This window comes from [Ruminococcus] torques ATCC 27756, from assembly GCF_000153925.1.
In the GTDB taxonomy this organism is placed as follows: Bacteria; Bacillota; Clostridia; order Lachnospirales; family Lachnospiraceae; genus Mediterraneibacter; species Mediterraneibacter torques.
Map to the genome: position 1 here is coordinate 46,972 of NZ_DS264344.1, position 18,661 is coordinate 65,632.

The 18,661-nt window shown below is 41.9% G+C and carries 21 protein-coding genes, 2 pseudogenes and 2 riboswitches; of the genes and pseudogenes, 21 read left to right on the top strand and 2 right to left on the bottom strand.

The genetic code is table 11. The annotated features are described in order from the left end of the window. Positions 1–48 precede the first annotated feature (48 nt). The 13 genes from RUMTOR_RS00325 to RUMTOR_RS00385 all read left to right on the top strand — a co-directional run bounded on the left by RUMTOR_RS00325 (position 49) and on the right by RUMTOR_RS00385 (position 11,620). Positions 49–402, top strand: a complete 354-nt coding sequence (locus tag RUMTOR_RS00325) for a hypothetical protein (RefSeq protein WP_004844968.1) — start codon at positions 49–51, stop codon at positions 400–402. Positions 403–430: 28 nt separating this feature from the next. Then, complete coding sequence (locus RUMTOR_RS00330) at positions 431–697, top strand: TetR/AcrR family transcriptional regulator (protein WP_044997859.1); 267 nt, start codon at positions 431–433, stop codon at positions 695–697. 51 nt (positions 698–748) lie between these two features. After that, on the top strand, positions 749–1,057 hold the full coding sequence (locus RUMTOR_RS12860) for a helix-turn-helix domain-containing protein (RefSeq protein WP_004844969.1): 309 nt from the start codon (positions 749–751) through the stop codon (positions 1,055–1,057). A 77-nt stretch (positions 1,058–1,134) separates the two neighbouring features. Next, on the top strand, positions 1,135–1,293 hold the full coding sequence (locus RUMTOR_RS14030; protein WP_004611461.1) for a sigma factor-like helix-turn-helix DNA-binding protein: 159 nt from the start codon (positions 1,135–1,137) through the stop codon (positions 1,291–1,293). 228 nt (positions 1,294–1,521) lie between these two features. Continuing rightward, on the top strand, positions 1,522–2,145 hold the full coding sequence (locus RUMTOR_RS00345; RefSeq protein WP_009243655.1) for a TetR/AcrR family transcriptional regulator: 624 nt from the start codon (positions 1,522–1,524) through the stop codon (positions 2,143–2,145). A gap of 110 nt (positions 2,146–2,255) precedes the next feature. Beyond that, the gene (locus RUMTOR_RS00350; RefSeq protein ID WP_009243654.1) at positions 2,256–4,028 is read left to right on the top strand and encodes an ABC transporter ATP-binding protein; all 1,773 of its coding nucleotides are present in this window, start codon (positions 2,256–2,258) and stop codon (positions 4,026–4,028) included. A gap of 1 nt (position 4,029) precedes the next feature. Then, the gene (locus tag RUMTOR_RS00355; RefSeq protein WP_004844974.1) at positions 4,030–5,763 is read left to right on the top strand and encodes an ABC transporter ATP-binding protein; all 1,734 of its coding nucleotides are present in this window, start codon (positions 4,030–4,032) and stop codon (positions 5,761–5,763) included. Between the two features lie 19 nt (positions 5,764–5,782). Next, a complete protein-coding gene (locus RUMTOR_RS00360) occupies positions 5,783–6,589 on the top strand; it encodes a class I SAM-dependent methyltransferase (protein ID WP_004844975.1) in 807 nt (268 codons plus the stop codon). Positions 6,590–7,061: 472 nt separating this feature from the next. Further along, positions 7,062–7,176: riboswitch (FMN riboswitch) on the top strand. Positions 7,177–7,452: 276 nt separating this feature from the next. Next, the gene (ribD, locus tag RUMTOR_RS00365) at positions 7,453–8,580 is read left to right on the top strand and encodes a bifunctional diaminohydroxyphosphoribosylaminopyrimidine deaminase/5-amino-6-(5-phosphoribosylamino)uracil reductase RibD (RefSeq protein WP_009319981.1); all 1,128 of its coding nucleotides are present in this window, start codon (positions 7,453–7,455) and stop codon (positions 8,578–8,580) included. Then, the gene (gene ribE, locus RUMTOR_RS00370; protein ID WP_004844978.1) at positions 8,562–9,215 is read left to right on the top strand and encodes a riboflavin synthase; all 654 of its coding nucleotides are present in this window, start codon (positions 8,562–8,564) and stop codon (positions 9,213–9,215) included. Before ribD ends, ribE begins: the two co-directional genes overlap by 19 nt. An 18-nt stretch (positions 9,216–9,233) precedes the next feature. Beyond that, a complete protein-coding gene (locus RUMTOR_RS00375; protein ID WP_004844979.1) occupies positions 9,234–10,451 on the top strand; it encodes a bifunctional 3,4-dihydroxy-2-butanone-4-phosphate synthase/GTP cyclohydrolase II in 1,218 nt (405 codons plus the stop codon). Positions 10,452–10,480: 29 nt separating this feature from the next. Then, positions 10,481–10,954, top strand: coding sequence for a 6,7-dimethyl-8-ribityllumazine synthase (gene ribH / locus RUMTOR_RS00380; protein ID WP_004844980.1), 474 nt, complete (start codon positions 10,481–10,483; stop codon positions 10,952–10,954). A 15-nt stretch (positions 10,955–10,969) separates the two neighbouring features. Continuing rightward, complete coding sequence (locus RUMTOR_RS00385) at positions 10,970–11,620, top strand: HAD family hydrolase (protein WP_004844981.1); 651 nt, start codon at positions 10,970–10,972, stop codon at positions 11,618–11,620. Positions 11,621–11,737: 117 nt separating this feature from the next. Here RUMTOR_RS00385 and RUMTOR_RS13850 read toward each other — a convergent pair. Next, positions 11,738–11,920: pseudogene (locus RUMTOR_RS13850) on the bottom strand (hypothetical protein); the annotation flags it as partial. A 46-nt stretch (positions 11,921–11,966) separates the two neighbouring features. Between RUMTOR_RS13850 and RUMTOR_RS13340 the strand changes: the two are divergent. Continuing rightward, on the top strand, positions 11,967–12,173 hold the full coding sequence (locus RUMTOR_RS13340) for a hypothetical protein (RefSeq protein ID WP_044929370.1): 207 nt from the start codon (positions 11,967–11,969) through the stop codon (positions 12,171–12,173). Between the two features lie 168 nt (positions 12,174–12,341). Further along, positions 12,342–13,403 (top strand): annotated as a pseudogene (locus RUMTOR_RS13855) (Fic family protein). A gap of 120 nt (positions 13,404–13,523) precedes the next feature. Here the strand turns inward: RUMTOR_RS13855 and RUMTOR_RS00400 are convergent. Next, positions 13,524–14,405: a LysR family transcriptional regulator gene (locus tag RUMTOR_RS00400; RefSeq protein ID WP_004844985.1), complete on the bottom strand. Its 882-nt coding sequence runs from the start codon at positions 14,403–14,405 to the stop codon at positions 13,524–13,526. Positions 14,406–14,534: 129 nt separating this feature from the next. Between RUMTOR_RS00400 and RUMTOR_RS00405 the strand changes: the two genes are divergently transcribed. From RUMTOR_RS00405 to RUMTOR_RS00425, 6 genes are all read left to right on the top strand, one after another. Beyond that, positions 14,535–14,774 (top strand): hypothetical protein, encoded by a 240-nt coding sequence (locus tag RUMTOR_RS00405; protein ID WP_004844986.1) that lies wholly within the window; start codon positions 14,535–14,537, stop codon positions 14,772–14,774. Between the two features lie 11 nt (positions 14,775–14,785). After that, entirely contained in the window at positions 14,786–16,555 is a 1,770-nt protein-coding gene (locus tag RUMTOR_RS00410; RefSeq protein WP_004844987.1) for a 1-deoxy-D-xylulose-5-phosphate synthase, read from the top strand. A 31-nt stretch (positions 16,556–16,586) separates the two neighbouring features. Further along, a complete protein-coding gene (locus RUMTOR_RS12865) occupies positions 16,587–16,718 on the top strand; it encodes an aldo/keto reductase (RefSeq protein WP_114148659.1) in 132 nt (43 codons plus the stop codon). 31 nt (positions 16,719–16,749) lie between these two features. Then, positions 16,750–17,280, top strand: a complete 531-nt coding sequence (locus RUMTOR_RS00415) for a flavodoxin family protein (RefSeq protein WP_044997862.1) — start codon at positions 16,750–16,752, stop codon at positions 17,278–17,280. Between the two features lie 155 nt (positions 17,281–17,435). Then, positions 17,436–17,870, top strand: coding sequence for an Rrf2 family transcriptional regulator (locus RUMTOR_RS00420; RefSeq protein WP_009243644.1), 435 nt, complete (start codon positions 17,436–17,438; stop codon positions 17,868–17,870). Between the two features lie 211 nt (positions 17,871–18,081). Then, positions 18,082–18,477, top strand: a complete 396-nt coding sequence (locus RUMTOR_RS00425) for a pyridoxamine 5'-phosphate oxidase family protein (protein ID WP_004844992.1) — start codon at positions 18,082–18,084, stop codon at positions 18,475–18,477. 20 nt (positions 18,478–18,497) lie between these two features. Continuing rightward, positions 18,498–18,609, top strand: a riboswitch (FMN riboswitch). Positions 18,610–18,661: the final 52 nt, after the last annotated feature.

Consider the following 18,661-nt stretch of genomic DNA (forward strand, 5'->3'; position numbering starts at 1 on the left):
GTTCTTTGCTGGTATCATAGAACCATCAAATGAAGGAGGCAACAAGCCATGAATACAGATAAAATCTATGCAGAACAACTCGCAAACGAATATGCACCCAAGGACACCTCCAAGGTGGTCGCTCTTCGCAAGCTGGATGCAAAAGCCAAGCTTCCCGCAAACGTTTTTACCTACACCTTCGGTATTATCACAGCGTTGGTAGCCGGTGTCGGGATGTGCCTTTCCATGAAGGTTATCGGCAACGGTAGTACTGCTATGTTTGTTCTCGGCGTGATTGTCGGCATTATCGGGCTGCTGGGTATGGGCGTTAATTACCCCATCTACAAAAAATTGCTGGCTCAGGGCAAGCAGAAATACGCTTTTGAAATCATGGAACTGGCAAAAGAAATCAGTGAGAAGTAAACAAAAACACGAAAGAAGGTGGGAATGATTGAATAGATCAGAAAGCAGATATTTTGCTACTGCAGCCAGAATGGACGAAGCCTTTCTGACACTTCTGGCAAAAAAAGATTTTGAGTATATTACAGTCAAAGAAATCTGTGAAGTAGCAGAGGTCAATCGTTCCACCTTATATCTTCACTATGAAACGATGTCAGACTTCCATTACATATGTTACAGGTGTGATTCAGCAGTGTGTAAAAATGCCACAAAGCGAAACAATGAACGCTGTTTGATAACTTCAAGTTTGTTGAATTAAAAATCAGAAGAAAGTCCTTACAAACGGCGTCCAACACAAAAGAGGACCTGGATGACAGTGCCGGAAATGGGAAAGCTGCTGGGATTAAAAAAGACAGATCGATACTGGCTGGTGCATAAAAATGTTTTTGAATCAAAAGAGATTGCCGGAAAGATACGAATCAATATTGCCAGCTTTGAAAAATGGTACGCCAATCAGATTAAATATCATAAAGTTACCGGAGAAGAATCAGGGAAAGAATTAAAATCCTGGTCCTATTCCGTTAAGGAAGTCGCAGATCTGCTGGGGGTTGATGATTATCTTGTTTATGAATTACTCAAGAAAAATCAAATAGAACAGGTACATATCTGGATACCGTAGCAGCATCCACAGATCAGGCAGAACTGAAAACAGTACAGGACTTTCTGGATCGTATTGAGAATCAGGAATTGTATCATGTGCTGATCACCGTGGACAGGCTTACCCTTCAGATCGTTCTGATGAAGATCCAGGGGTATAGCACTCATGAAATAGCCAGGTATCTGAAGATTACCGAAAAGGCGGTTTACAGGCATATGGACAGGCTGAAAGAAAAAGTGAAGAAGATCTTCGAGTAGTTCATGATAATCACAAAGCAGGGTGTGAGAACAAACTCCACCCTGCTTATCATTTATTAGAAAAAATGAAACTTTTGTCAAAACCAGTATTTGAAAATTTTATCAGTAATAAAGTGCAGAATGCTGTTTGGATTGCTATTTTTATGCAACTATTTCTTGTTGCTCTTGACAAAATAATTTTTAGAGATTAAACTTATAACAGTGTTATATATCACTGTTATATAGGAGGTGTGCAAAATAAACGGAAATGGAACGACTTTAGAAAATATCCACCGGGCAGCGAAAGCAGAATTTTTAGAAAAAGGATATAAAGACGCTTCTCTGCGGAATATTGTGAAATCCGTGGGAATGACTACCGGAGCCTTTTACGGATATTATAAAAGTAAAGAAGAACTTTTTGAAGCCATCGTTGGTGAGCATTACGAATATATTCTCAAACGTTTTATAAAGGCACAGCAGGAGTTTGCCGAACTACCAGCTGCCCAGCAGCCGGAAGTCATGAGTGACATTTCGGGGCTTTGTATGTACGATATGCTCCATTATGCGTACGAACATTTAGAGGAATGTAAACTGATCCTCTGCTGTTCGGAAGGAACAAAATTTGCCAGGCTAATTGATGAAATGGTGGAGATTGAAGTGGAAGGGACTCATGCCTATCAGGAGGTTTTAAGGAAGCTTGGAAGGCCCTCTCCGCATATCGATCCTTCGCTGGAGCATATTCTGATCACCGGAATGTTTCATACCTTTTTTGAATTGATCATCCACGAAATGCCGCTCAAAGATGCCGAAAACTACGTCAGAGAAATGCGCGCCTTTTATACAGCGGGATGGATGAAAATTATGGGGCAGTAATGCCTTATAATTTTTGCTTGGTAGTTAGCTAAAACTAATCTAAATTCGGATATTGTAAGAACATAGACGTGTTCTCTTTATCATAAATACAAAGAAAAGGAGGAATTTTTTTGAAAAAGCAATCCAATTTATCACGCCTGCTGGAAACTGCAGGCAGCCATAAGTACCTGACCTATACTTCCTGGGTGCTTTCTGCGATCAGTGCCCTGATTGCTCTGGTACCATTCTATTACATCTGGAAAATGATCAAGGAAGTATTGGAGGTGGCACCGAATTTTGACCAGGCACAGAACCTGACCGGTAATGGCTGGATGGCAGTATTGTTTGCGGTTATAGCGGTGCTTGTCTACATAGCAGGGCTGATGTGTTCCCATTTGGGAGCATTTCGTATTGCCACAAACCTGCGTATCCAGACCATGGAGCATATTGTTAAGTTGCCTCTTGGGTTTGCCGAGAGTTTTGGCAGCGGAAAACTGCGCAAGATTGTCAACGAATCCAGCGCAGCCACCGAAACCTATCTCGCCCATCAGCTTCCCGACAGAGCCAATGCCATTGCAACCCCCTGCGGTCTTTTGGTGCTGTTGTTCGTGTTTGACTGGAGACTGGGACTATTGAGTCTTGTTCCGGTTGTGCTGGGGTTTCTGATCATGATGGCAATGACCGGAAAGCAGATGCAGGAAAAGATGAAAGAATACCAGAATGCGCTGGATGATATGTCTAATGAAGCGGTAGAGTATGTCCGTGGGATTCCGGTGGTAAAAACCTTTGGCCAGACGATCTTTTCCTTTAAGAAGTTTAAAGACTCCATTGACCGGTATAAAGTATGGGTGATTGCTTATACCAGGCAGCTTCGGACACCGATGATGTTCTATACAGCTGCGATCAACGGCGTTTTTGCCACACTGATTGCCGGAGGACTGTTGCTTACGCAAGACGGTGTGACTTCCGGTTTCTTACTGGATCTTATTTTCTATATCATCATTACACCGGTTATTTCTGTCACACTGACACGCATTATGTTCCAAAGTGAAAACGCCATGATCGTAGACGACGCTTTACAGAGAATTGACAGCGTTTTGCATTTGAAGCCTCTGGAGGAAACGAAACATTCAAAGCATCCTCAAAACGCTTCCGTGGAGCTGAAATCGGTTCATTTCAGCTATGATGGAGAAAAAGAAGTATTAAAAGATATTTCACTGACCATTCCTGCAGGACAGACGGTAGCTTTTGTAGGTCCATCCGGCGGTGGAAAAACAACCCTTGCCAACCTGATTTCCCGATTCTTTGATCCCCAGAGCGGAATGGTAAAAATCGGTGGTGTTAATGTGAAAGACATCCCGAAAGAGGAACTCATGAACACGGTGTCTTTCGTATTTCAGAACAGCCGTCTGATCAAGGCATCCATTCTGGAAAATGTGCGTATGGGAAAACCGGAAGCTGCCCGTGAGGAAGTTCTGACTGCCCTTCATCACGCGCAATGCGATGATATTCTGGAAAAACTCCCACAGGGTGTGGATACGGTCATCGGTACAAAGGGTGTCTATCTTTCCGGCGGCGAGCAGCAACGAATTGCCATTGCCCGTGTGATGCTGAAAAATGCTCCGATTATCATTCTGGATGAAGCCACTGCCTTTGCTGACCCGGATAACGAAAGCCGCGTACAGGCTGCTTTCTCAAGACTTTCCGAGGGTAAGACCGTGATTATGATTGCCCACAGGCTTTCTACCGTAACAAATGTGGATCAGATTTTTGTCATTTGCGACGGACGGGTTGCCGAGTGCGGAAACAGTCGCGAATTGCTTGCAAAAGACGGTATATTCAGCCGTATGTGGAAAAATTACCAGACTTCCGTGCAATGGAAGGTAACAAAGGAGGTGCAGTGATATGATCAAAAAACTGCAGAAAAAATATGCCCTGTCTGAACAGGGAGCAAAAGACCTGATCAAAGGCTGCCTGGCCTGTGTCCTTCAGAATCTGTCTTTTATGTTTCCGGTGGGACTTTTATATTACCTGGTCAGCGATCTGATGAACGGGGGTGTTCCCGGTGGGAAAATTCCATTTTATGTGGCAGGCTGCGTGGTGTGTATCGGCTTGATTCTGCTGACCACTTTCTTTCAATACAATGCGACCTATTTTGCCACTTACAAAGAAAGCGGTATCCGCCGCATTACCCTGGCAGAGCATCTGCGCAAAATCCCCCTTTCCTTTTTCGGGAAAAAGGATTTAGCCGATCTTACCAGTACCATTATGGCGGATTGCACCTTCCTGGAGCAGAGTTTTTCGCATTTTATCCCTGAGCTTGCGGGTTCGATCATTTCTACAGTTCTGATTTCCATTGGTCTGCTCTTTACGGACTGGAGAATGGCACTGGCTGCCTTATGGGTTCTGCCGGTTGCCTTTGCGATTGTGGGATTTTCCGCAAAGATTCAGGAAAATCTGAATCAGAAAGCCATGGATGTAAAGATGGCCTGCGCAGACGGGATACAGGAGTGCATTGAAACGGTTCGTGACCTGAAAGCGAACAATGCGGAACAGGCATATTTAAAAGGTCTGGAAAAGAAGATCCGTGCCGTGGAGCATCGTTCCATCCTCAATGAATTCGGCCTTGCTGTTTTTGTGGTTTCCGCATCGCTGGTGCTGAAGCTTGGTATTGCAACGGTTGCGCTGGTGGGAGCTGTTTTGCTCATGCAAGGAAGCCTCTCCGTGCTTACATTCTTTATGTTCCTTCTGGTAGTATCCCGTTTATATGACCCTCTGCAGGGCGCACTCCAGAATCTTGCGGCAGTCATCAGTACACGAACCAACATTGCCCGTATGAATGAAATTCTCGATCATCCGATCCAGCAGGGCAGCGACAGGCTTTCCAATCAGGGGTATGATATTGTCTTTGACCATGTTGGGTTTGCCTACAATACCGGAGAAACCGTATTGAAAGATGTTTCCTTTACGGCAAAACAGGGAGAGGTTACGGCTTTGGTCGGCCCATCTGGCGGCGGAAAAACAACCGTATCCCGGCTGGCAGCAAGGTTCTGGGATATTAACAGAGGAAAGATTACCGTGGGAGGCATGGATGTATCCCGAATTGACCCGGAAACACTGCTTTCTCTGTATTCCATCGTATTCCAGGATGTTACACTGTTTGACAATACGATTCTGGAAAATATCCGAATCGGAAACAAAGACGCCACAGATGAACAAGTCATTGCTGCTGCGAAACTTGCCAATGTGGATGAATTTGCGGAAAAACTGCCGGATGGATGGCATACCAATATCGGGGAAAATGGCTGTGAACTTTCCGGCGGAGAGCGCCAGCGTATCTCTATTGCCCGTGCATTTCTGAAAAATGCGCCGATCATTCTTTTAGATGAAGCTACTGCTTCCCTGGATGTGGAGAATGAAACTCTGATACAGACAGCCCTTTCCCGTCTGATCGCAGATAAAACGGTTCTGGTCATCGCCCACAGGATGCGTACCGTAGCAGGAGCAGATAAAATTGTTGTCCTTTCTGATGGCACCGTGGCAGAAGAAGGATCACCAAAGGATCTGGAAGAAAAGAATGGTGTATATGCCCATATGGTAAAACTGCAGACAGAAAGCCAGAATTGGAAACTTGCATAAAGAAAAAGGAGGGCTGGTTATGCAAACATTAGGCGTTGTGGAGGATACCCTGTTTGTCCCTATGCTGGGCAGAATCTATGCCAGTGAGCATTACCCGCAAATTTTATATGATAAAAAAGCATTGGAATTGAAAAAGAAGCTACCTTCAGACTTGATTAAACAGAATATGCAGAGCCAGTATACCCTTTTGGCCTCTGCTTCCCGGTCTGCTAATATGGATCGGATTATTCGGACTTTTCTGGAACGCAGACCGGACGGTGTGATTGTCCAGTTGGGCTGTGGTCTGGAGACAACCTATCACCGATGTGATAACGGAAAGACACACTGGTATGCCATGGATCTGCCTCATGTAATCGAATACCGGCGGGGACTTCTTCCCGAACCAGAGAGGGAATTATATATTTCCGGGGATGCCTTTGCAAAGGATTGGATCAAAAAAGTTCGCAATGATGTACTTGATGCTCCTATTCTCGTTACTGCAGGCGGGTTATTTCATTATTTTGAGGAACATAAGGTCATTGCCCTTCTGCGTATGATTGGGCAATTTGGAAATATGGAAGTTGTTTTTGATACGGTGAACAAAAGAGGAATGACCATGATGAAGAAAAAATATATGAAACAGGTCGGCCATGCCGATGCACAAATGTTTTTTTATGTGGATTCAGCGGAAGAACTGGCAGCAAAGATCGGGGGTAATGTGAAGGTGATTGCGGAGGAACCATACTATCGTTACATCCCTAAAAATGGCTTAAAGCTATCCACAAAGGTCAGTATGACAGTTTCTGATCAATTCAAGATGGTAAAGATGATACATCTAAAACTATAGTGGATATACAATATCAGAGAGATAGAACTTTATCATTTTTTCGGACGCACTGATGAAACACCATCAAAAGCCGCCTTCTATCACCAGCGTGCAAAATTAAAAGATAATGCACTATGGGAACTTTTGCAAATCTTTAACCAGAAGCTTCAACCAACTCTATACAGAAACCGTTATCGTTTGGTTGCTTGTGACGGTTCTGTTGCTGATGAAGTTGATCCGGAACTTCTGGCAAAAGTATTGGCTAATCCAGAGATGTGGGCATTGCTCAATTCACTGGCGAAAACGATGAAGTAATGAAAAATAGTGAAAAAATAGTGTGATTTTAGTGAAAAAACAATTCATAAAACGATATAATATATGGATAAAATGAGGATATTTATTGTGTATATGGATATTCTATCTCCATCAGTAAACTAAGTAAAATAAAAATTCTGCTTTACAAATAACAGATAAAGTATTAAAATAAACAAAAAGATATCTTCAGGGCAGGGTGAGATTCCCTACCGGCGGTAAAGCCCGCGAGCCGAGAGGCATGATCCGGTGAGATTCCGGGGCCGACAGTACAGTCTGGATGGAAGAAGATGATAGTACAGTTGATTTTTTGTATGAATGAATGTAGTATCAGAGCTCTGAGATGGTGATCCATTTCAGAGCTTTTTATATAGGAAAATCAGACATTCATTTATCAATCATATGTAACAGATCAATTCCACCCTGCAGATATTTCTGCAGGCTTTTTTTGTATCTGGTACATCGTTTTCGAAATAACTATACCATTCACTTGTCTGTGAATCCGATTGCACATGTTTAAAAGCCTCGGCGTAGCCCAGGCAAAGAACAGGAATAAGAAAGAAGGAATAGAAATGACGGATCAGGAATATATGCTTCGGGCTATTCAACTGGCCAAAAAAGGAGAAGGCTGGACGAATCCCAATCCTATGGTAGGGGCAGTGATCGTAAAAGACGGAAAGATCATCGGGGAAGGCTATCATAAAAAGTATGGAGAACTTCACGCGGAACGTAATGCAATTGCTTCTCTTACAGAATCAGCAGAAGGTGCGGTGATTTATGTCACGTTGGAGCCTTGCTGTCATCATGGTAAAACACCTCCATGTACGGAAGCGATCATTGAACAGAAGATCAGAAAAGTGGTGATCGGTTCCAGAGATCCGAATCCGAAAGTGGCAGGAAAAGGTGTACAGATGTTAAGGGAAGCCGGTGTAACAGTAGTTGAAGATTTTATGAGAGAAGAATGTGATCAGCTGAACCCGGTGTTTTTCCATTATATTACTACGAAGACTCCTTATGTGGTAATGAAGTATGCCATGACACTGGATGGGAAGATCGCAACGAAAACAGGAGCATCAAAATGGATCACCGGAGAATCTGCACGAAAAGAAGTACAGCATATGCGGCATCAGTACATGGGAATCATGGCTGGTATTGGAACTGTGCTTGCAGATGATCCGATGTTAAACGTCCGGGTAGAAGGCTGGAAAAGTCCTGTCAGGATTGTGTGTGACAGTAAGCTCAGGATCCCGCCGGGCAGTCAGATTGTAAAAAGTGCGGAAAAGTACCGGACGATCGTGGCTTATGCAGAACAGAAAAATGCAAAAGAGAAAATAAAAATATTACATACCATGGGAGTTGAAACCATTTACTGTCCCGACGAAAAGAATCAGATAGACCTTAAGAAGCTGATGGCAGATCTTGGAAACAGAGGCATTGACAGCATCCTCCTGGAGGGAGGAGGTACGTTAAATGACAGTGCACTGCGAGTTGGAATTGTAAAGGAAGTACAGGCTTTTGTGGCACCAAAGCTGTTTGGCGGTGTGGCTGGGAAGACACCGGTAGAGGGTATTGGAGTTGAACTGCCGTCTGAAGCAGTGGAACTGAAATATACAGATATCTGCCAGATCGGTGAGGATATCCGGATAAAATGTCAGGTGTGTGATAAAAAACAGGAGGAATCATGTTTACAGGAATCGTAGAAGAGAAAGGAAAAGTCCGTTATATACAGCTGACAGGGGAATCAGGGATCCTGGCAGTGAAAGCCCGGAAAGTCCTGGAAGGGACAAGGATCGGTGACAGTATCGCTGTGAATGGTGTGTGTCTGACAGTTACGTCGATTCAGCCGGACGGATTTACTGCCGATGTGATGGCAGAGACGATCAGAAGAAGCAGTCTTGGCAGCTGCAAGGCCGGAAGCCAGGTAAACCTGGAACGTGCAATGGCTGCAGACGGCAGGTTCGGGGGACACATAGTAAGCGGCCATATTGATGGGACTGGCGTGATACGTTCCATGCTCCGGGAAGAAAATGCCATCTGGGTATCAATTGAGACATCGCCACAGATTTTGCATCTGATTGTGGAAAAAGGATCCGTCTGTATTGATGGGATCAGCCTGACAGTTGCAAGGGTTGATGAAGCTGGTTTTCAGGTGTCGGTCATTCCACATACAGGAGAAGAAACCACTCTTTTGGAAAAGGTGCCGGGGGATCTGGTTAATCTGGAAAATGATGTGATCGGAAAATACGTAGAAAAACTGCTTGGCATCAGAAAAAACGAAGAAGAGAAAAAAGAATCCGGAATTACGATGGAGTTTCTTGAAGAATTCGGGTTTTAGAACAGGAGGATATACACTATGTCACAAAATTATCAGTACAACACAATTGAAGAAGCACTTAGGGATCTTAAGGAAGGAAAAATAGTTCTGGTCACAGATGATCCGGACAGAGAAAATGAGGGAGATCTGATATGTGCGGCAGAGTTTGCGACCAGAGAAAATATTAATTTCATGGCGACCTATGCAAAGGGTCTTATCTGTACACCGATGAGTGCAGAAATTGCGGTGAGATTGAACTTTCCGCCGATGGTTGCGGAGAATACGGACAATCACAGTACAGCATTTACCGTGGCAGTAGATCACGCAGATACAACCACAGGTATCTCTGCGGAAGAGCGCTCCTATACTATCATGAAGTGTGTGGATGATCAGTCAAAACCGGAGGATTTCAGAAGACCGGGACATGTGTTTCCGCTTATTTCCAGAAAAGGCGGGGTTTTGGTACGAAATGGCCATACAGAGGCAACAACAGATCTTATGAGACTTGCCGGACTGAAAGAATGCGGCGTGTGCTGTGAAGTTATGAAAGAAGATGGAACTATGATGCGTACATCACAGCTATGGGAAATGGCAAAAGAGCATAACCTTACATTTATTACGATCCGTGATCTGCAGGATTATATAAGAATACATGAAAAGCATGTAAAGGAGGAAGCCGTTGCAAACCTCCCAACGCAGTACGGTGATTTTAAAATGTATGGTTATATCAATGATATTACAGGAGAGCATCATCTGGCACTGGTAAAAGGTGATCTGGGAGATGGTGAGGATGTGCTTTGCCGGGTACATTCGGAGTGTCTGACAGGGGATGCATTCGGATCGCTCAGATGTGACTGTGGCCTGCAGCTGCAGACAGCGATGCGCCAGGTAGAAGCAGAAGGCCGAGGAATCATTCTGTATATGAGACAAGAAGGCCGAGGAATCGGACTGATCAATAAGATCAAAGCATATGCGCTTCAGGAGCAGGGATACGATACTGTGGAGGCTAATGTGAAGTTAGGGTTTGCACCGGATCTCAGAGAGTACTGGGTCGGGGCACAGATACTGTCAGACCTTGGTGTGAAATCATTAAGATTACTGACAAATAATCCGGATAAAGTCTATGGACTTGGCGAATTCGGACTGAAGATCAATGAGAGAGTACCTCTGGAGATTCCGGCACAAAAGTATGACCGGAAGTATATGAAGACGAAGCAGGAAAAGATGGGTCATATTTTTAAAGAAATAAATTTATAAAAAACAGCAAATATCAGGAGGAAGAAAAAATGAGACAGATCAATTTAGTAGAAGGAAAAGTAGTAGCACCGGAGGGAATGAAGGTTGGTATCGTGGCAGCGAGATTCAATGAAATTATTGTGAATAAATTATTGGGAGGGGCAGTCGACGGACTGGTAAGACATGGAGTAGAAGAAGAGAACATTACTGCAGCATGGGTACCGGGAGCATTTGAGATTCCGATTACAGCACAGAAGATGGCACAGTCAGGAAAATATGATGCAATTATCTGCGTTGGAGCTGTCATCCGTGGAGATACTTCACATTATGATCTGGTGTGTAATGAATCTGCCAAGGGAATCGCACAGGTTGAACTTGCAACAGGAATCCCGGTTTTATTCGGAGTGATCACGACTGAAAATATCGAGCAGGCTATTGCGCGTGCAGGAAGCAAAGCGGGAAATAAAGGCTATGATTGTGCATTATCTGCGATTGAGATGGTCAATCTGATGAAGCAGCTCTAAAAGACAGGAAAATAAATGATGACAAAAACGATCATATTCGATTATGATGGAACGATCCATCATACCCTTGGAATCTATGAACCGGCATTTCGTGAAACCTATCAGTGGCTGACAGAACAGAAGGTTACCGAAGAACGGGAGATAGGCTCGGTGGAAATTGCCGGCTGGCTGGGACTTAACAGTAAGGAGATGTGGAATACATTTTTGCCGGAACTGGATCAGAGCTATAAAGAGCAGGCAAGCAGGATGGTAGGAGATCTGATGGTAAGACAGATCAGGAAACATAAGGCAGTGTGGTATCCGGGAGCAGAGGAGATGCTAACAGCTTTGAAGAACCGGGGATATCACCTTGTGATCTTAAGTAACTGTAAAGCTTCATATCGTGAGGCACACTGGAAGGAATTTGGGATGGAACGATGGTTTGATCGTTTTTATGACTGTGAATCATACAGATTCCGTCCAAAGACAGAAATTGTGCAGGAAATCATCCGGGAATATAGTGGCCCTTATCTGGTAGTCGGAGACAGGAGACAGGATCTGGAATGTGCCAGGTCCTGCAAAAGCCCTTTTATAGGATGCCTGTATGGATATGGTGAGAAAGGGGAACTGAATGGGGCTGATTATTATGCAGAACATATAGAGGATATACTGCAGATGGTGATATGATTTTTGCAATATAAAAATCTGAAGGAAAAAAGTTAAAAATAAGTACTTCTGTAAAATAAAAGGATATAGAAAATTTGCAACAATTTGTTGCAAATTCTGAGGCGGGGATGATTTTAGGATAGTCATAGTGATAGAGGTAATCCACTTTCCTAACCCCATCTGTACAGTAAAGTTCTCAAGTCCAGTTGTACAAAGCGCTACTGCACGAGGAACCAGATGGAATGCATCTCCACTTCCTAAAAGAACTGCCATAATTCCAAACATGGTAAACTGTCGGTTTCCTTTGCCTTTGCGGATTATTTATAGATTTTACTGTGGAAGATTTTGCATAAAGTGTTTTCCGTGCTTGTGTGTACCATTATCTGATATCAAAGCAGTACAGGGTGATTCCGGCCATGCACAGGTCAATATGATTACGGATGCGTACTCTCATATTCCGGATGATGACCAAAGGAAAAATGCAGAGCTTTTTAAAGAAGCATTTTATGAGAAAAAGAATCTGAATCCAGAGAGGCGGGCGTTGCTCAATTCGTTGGCGAAAACGATGAAGTAATGAAAAATAGTGAAAAAATAGTGTAATTTTAGTGAAAAAAACAATTCGTAAAACGATATAATATATGGATGAAATGAGGATATTTATTGTGTATACGGATATTCTATCTCCATCAAATCTATCGAGATCTCCATCATTTGATGATAGAATGATGGAGATAAATCTGAAATGAAGGAGATTCCTATGAGAGACTTTGATTTTATTGTAAGTCCTGCAAAGTTGTTAACACCTGAAATTGTTCAGATGGTTAGCAGCATCCATGAACATAAAGGCAAACAGGAATTATTTCTCGAAGCCAATGTAGATGAATTGAAAACACTCTTAGAAGTTGCATTGATTCAGAGTACGGGAGCATCCAACCGAATCGAAGGTATATTTACAAGCGATAAGCGTTTGGAAGAATTGGTAAGTCAAAAAGCAGAACCCCGCAACCGATCTGAGCAGGAAATTGCTGGTTATCGTGAAGTACTTTCCACAATTTACGAAGGTTATGAATATATCAACCCAAGACCGAACATTATTTTGCAGTTACATTGAGATCTGTACTCCTATTCACAGGGGGCTGCTGGTGGAAGTTATAAGAATTCCGATAATGTAATTGCAGAAACAGATGCCGAGGGTCATCAGAAGGCACGTTTTATTCCAGTTCCCGCATTTCAGACTGATGAAGCAATGGAAGAACTTTGCGCTCGCTTCCTTGAAGCATGGGAAGCTGACCGCATTGATAAACTGGTTTTGATTCCCATGTTCATTCTGGACTTTCTGTGTATCCATCCTTTCAATGACGGAAATGGTAGGATGAGCCGTTTGCTCACTTTATTGCTTTTTTATAAGGCGGGATACATCGTTGGAAAATATATCAGTATGGAAATGTTGATTGAAAAGACAAAGGAAACATATTATGAAGCCCTTCAAGCAAGTTCTACTGGCTGGCATGAGGGAGAAAACAGCTATGAGCCTTTTGTTAAATATTATCTGGGTATCATGTTGAAAGCATACAATGAATTCGAAAGCCGTGTAGAGCATTTGAAGCATCGGAGTCTTTCTAAGCCTGATAGAATTAAAGCGGTTATTGATAACAAGGTTGGCAAAATTACAAAGAAAGAAATCATGGAGCTTTGTCCTGATATAAGCAAAATTACCGTGGAAAGGACTTTGACGAATCTGGTTAAGAGTGGGTATATCGCAAAAGTTGGTGCAGGTCCATCTACTGGTTATGTCCGTGTTTAAAAATATGAAAGCAGCTTATAAATTTAAAGTGTCCTTGACAAAGGGTACACTTTACAGGTGAAATCTAAATCGAAGTTTGTCTTGCTGTGTTCAAATCACAAAAAGGTCATCGTTTCACGATTATGGTAAAACGATGATCTTTTTTATTTCTTCCAATAACAGATTAGCAACAGGAGTGAATATTTGATATTTTTTCCATATAACATACATTTTTGTGTGGAGAGGTGGTGTGATCGGACGGAAGCATAAATCACTTTCTGCATTTGTTTCTACTAACTTTTCAAAGGTAAGCTCAACCCCCAGCCCTTCACGGACAAAAACGGCACCGTTATTGCAGAGATTAAATGTCGCTAATATATTAAGTCGGTCAAGGTTATCGGAACACCAACGGGGTAAATCCATTTTAGCAGACTGTTCCGAACAAAAAATAGGAATATCCAATAAATCATCAAAGGCAATAGCCTCTTTTGCGGCTAATGGATTGTCCTTTCTCATCAGAACACCCCATGTATCGTATTCAGGCACTTCAAGATAATTGTATTTTGATAAATCGGGCGGTTCTACTATAAATGCCATATCCAGAAGTCCACGGTCTAATCGTTCTGTTACCTGTTCGGTATCACCGCTGGTAACATGATAATGGATATTGGGATAAATGCTGCTTAACTTTTTTACAGCACGGGCAAGATATTTTACAAGATAGGATTCTGCACAGCCAATATAAATATCACCTCCTGTGATATCATCCATTGCCTGAAATTCGTTTGTGATTTTGTCAGCCATGGCCAGTAAATCTTCTGCTCTTTTTCGCAGAAGCATACCCTCATCAGTAAGACTGACGCTTGTGCTGCCACGCTTAAATAGTTTTTTGCCAAGCTCTTGTTCCAGATCTTTCATCTGTTTAGACAGCGTTGGCTGTGTAACATGAAGTCTTTCAGCAGCCCTTGACATATTTCCTTCACGTGCAATTTCAAGAAAATAACGAAGTACACGAATTTCCATAGTACACCTCCAACCTTTTTTATTATCCTATACTCAAATGATATTCCTGTCAAGAATATCGTGATATGAATTATAAGTATTAGATATATCGTTTGAAGCATGTATAATTTAAGCAGGAGGTGCAGACAGATGGCAGAAGCAAATGACAAATATGGAATAATTTATCAGAATCTTGTGGACGCAGGCTGTAATCAGAAAACAATCCAGTGTTGCATGAAACTGGCACAAGAAAACAATGTAGAAGCGCTGTTATCACAGTTATGTATGTATAGAAAACATTTAATGGAACAGACACATATTTATCAGGATAACATAGATTGCCTGGATTATTTGATCTACTCGTTAAAGAAATCTAATGAAAATAGATAAGGAGAATGTAAATGACAGATTATAAAATTATTCAAACAATTAACGGACCGGAAGATGTAAAAAAATTGTCTATGGAGCAGCTGGAGGAACTTGCTTCGGAAATCAGAGAGGCATTGTTTAACCGGCTGACTAAAATCGGCGGTCACTTTGGTCCAAATTTCGGTATGGTGGAGGCAGAGATTGCCATGCATTATGTTTTCTCTTCGCCTAAGGATAAGTTTATATTTGATGTATCTCATCAGAGCTATCCTCATAAGATTTTGACCGGAAGAAAGAATGGATATATTTCCGATGAGCACTTTTCAGAGGATTCCGGTTATACAAATCCGGAAGAAAGTGAACATGACTTCTTCAATGTAGGTCACACTTCGACCTCAGTTTCTTTAGCTACGGGTCTGGCTAAGGCGAGAGATATAAAAGGAGATAAAGAAAATATTATTGCAATTATTGGTGATGGCTCCCTCTCAGGCGGTGAAGCACTAGAGGGATTGAATGTAGCTGGATCAGAGATTAACTCCAATTTAATTATTATAGTAAATGATAATGAGCAGTCGATTGCCGAAGTACATGGCGGAATGTATAAAAATCTTGCCGAATTAAGAGAGACAGGCGGAACTGCTTCCAATAATCTCTTCAAAGCGTTTGGATTAGATTATATATATGAGGAAAACGGCAATGACATAGCATCACTGATTTCCTTATTCCGCAAGGTGAAAGATACGGATCATCCAATCGTAGTCCATATCCATACACAAAAAGGAAAGGGATATGAGATTGCTGAAAAAGACAAAGAGGGATGGCATTGGTGTATGCCATTTGACCGTGAAACAGGCAAACCAACAATCTCTTTTGGCGATGGAGAAGATTATACATCTATCACTGCTGAGTATATTATGCGAAAAGCAAAAAGTGATTCTGAGCTTCTTGTGATTACTCCTGCTATGCCGGGCAGTGCAGGCTTAAATCAGGAACAGCGAAAGGAGCTTGGATTGCAGTATGTGGATGTAGGGATTGCGGAAGAACAGGCGGTTGCCATGGCATCTGGTGCTGCAAAAAACGGTGCGAAGCCGCTTGTGGTTACAAACACAACCTTTATTCAAAGAGCGTATGACCAGATTTCCCATGATGTATGTATTAACAATAGTTCTGTCACGATTCTCTTAAACTACAATTCTTTTGATAGTTTGACAGATGTTACGCATCTTGGAATTTTTGGACTGGCGGCATACACGAATGTTCCGAATCTGGTAGTGCTTGCACCTACCTCAAAAGATGAATACCTTTCTATGCTTGATTGGTCAGTTGATCAAAGGGAACATCCTGTTATGATTCTCATCCCCGGAAATCAGGTAACCTATCGTGAAGCAGATAAGGATTTTGACAGACTGAATCATTTTAAAGTGGAAGAAGCTGGTGAAAAGGTTGCAATTCTGGCACTTGGTGATTTTTATCAGCGTGGTGAACAGCTCAGTGCAAAAATAAAAGCAGAACTTGGCTTTACGCCGACATTGATCAATCCTCGTTTTGCTTCTGGTATTGACAAAGAATTACTGGAAAGTCTTTCCGAAAGACATCAGATGGTAATAACCATGGAAGACGGTATTTTAAGCGGCGGTTTTGGCGAGAAAATAGCTTCCTTCTATGGTAGTTCTGATATGAAAGTGAAAAATTACGGACTTGATAAGAAATTTTATGACCGATATGACCCAAATGAATTACTGAAAGAGGTTGGTATGACACCGGTTCAGATTATTGCGGATATTTGCAATCAGATAAAATAGAAATTGGGAGGCTGGAAGTAGTGACACCAGAATTGTAATTCCGGGTTCAAGCAATACTGATCACATCATGGAGAACACGCAGTTGTATGATTTTGAATTAACTGACGAAGAGATGGAGCAGATTGAGGCTTTGGAAAAAAATGAGAAGCATGACTGGTACTAAGATTGAAGAATAAAAAGATAAGGTGATGGAAATGAAGATATTAGTATTAAATGGAAGTCCACATCCACAGGGAAGTACAAAAGATATGGTTAATGCATTTAAGAAAGGAGCTGAGAGTGCAGGATATATCGTTGATGTGGTGGATGTATGCAAAAAGAAGATAGGTGGGTGTTTGGCATGTGAATACTGTCATAGCAAAGGACACGGTGAGTGTATTCAGAAGGATGATATGCAGGAAGTATATAATCTTTTGAAAGAAGCAGAAATGCTTGTTATTGCATCGCCCATTTATTATCACGGCATATCCGGTCAGCTAAAATGTGTAATCGACAGATTTTATTCTGCGGCATATCCGAGAGGACCGAAGAATTTGAAAAAAGTTGCCATGATACTTAGCTCCGGAGATGCTAATATGTATGAGGGTGCTCTTTTCTCGTTCAAAGGAGACTTTCTGGATTATCTTGGACTTGAAAACATGGGTGTGTTTACAGCACATGGGTCTGAAAACAAGAGCGAGAAAAAGAGAGAAGAACTAAGGGCGTTCGGGGCATCGCTGCGTTAGGTAAATTCCATTTGGCGAGATGTCGATAGACCATAAAATTGTTTTTTTCTAAAGCAGACTATTGATTGTATTTATATTAAGTTTTCAACAACAATGTAACCATTGAAATTACATCTGTTTTTTGATATGATTACTGTCAAAGAGAGGTGTTTATAATGCAGATTTCAAGCAGATTTACAATGGCAATCCATATGTTTGCCTGTATAGATACATTTTCAGATCAGAAGATGACTAGTGATTTTATGGCAGCAAGCATTGGAACTAATCCGGTGATTGTTCGTAAAATATTGCAACAATTAAAGGCTGCTGGTCTTATTGAAGTTGCAAGAGGGACAGGCGGTGTGACAATTACCAGACCATTGGAGCAGATTACATTCCTTGATGTGTATAAAGCAGTGGAATGTGCACCAGATGAAGAACTGTTTCATTTTCATGAGAATCCCAATCAGAAATGTCCGGTAGGAAAGAATATTCACCATGTTCTTGATAAGAGACTGTTAGAAGTACAGAAGGCAATGGAGGAAAAACTTTCAGAAATGACACTTGCTGATGTGAAAAAAGATATTGCAGTGTATACAGAGGAAGAGTAGCCTACAGAAGGCTTCGGATGAGTGATTATACCATCACAATTTCCGGAGCCTTTTTGTTTTTCATAATCAATGTAAAATCTTCAAAAGGAGTTGTAACAAAAAAAGTTACAAAAAGCTTGATGTAACTATTGACATTACATTAAACGAATGATATTGTATAGCTACAAGATGTAATAATCATTGTTACAACATATCAAGGAGGTAATTTAAAATGCAGAAAGTAGTAGAATTTTTACAGAAAAACCCGGTTCAGTATTTAGCAACCGTCGGAAGAGATGGAAAGGCAAAATGCCGTCCATTCATGTTCTGTTTTGAGCAGGACGGAAAGCTTTGGTTCTGTACTAACAACACAAAGGATGTTTACAAGGATATGTTAGCAAATCCTGAAGTAGAAGTATCAGTATCTTCCCCTGAATACGCATGGATTCGCCTTCATGGCAAAGCAGTATTTGAGGACAACAAGAGTGTAAAGGAAGGATGCATGAACAATCCTATCGTTAAGGGACAGTATCAGACAGCAGATAATCCTATTTTTGAGGTATTCTATCTTGAAAATCCGCATGGTTTAATCGCAGATTTCTCTGGAAATCCACCTTATGAATTTTAAAGATAATTAACAGAAAAAATTACAGTCTTCGGGGCAAGGTGTAATTCCTGACCGGCAGTATAGTCTGCGAGCAAAAGCTGATATGGTGCAATTCCATAACCGACGGTAAAGTCCGGATGAGAGAAGATATGATAAAACAAGTCCCGCAGGGAATCCCGTCCTGCGGGCTGTTTTAAATTCAGGC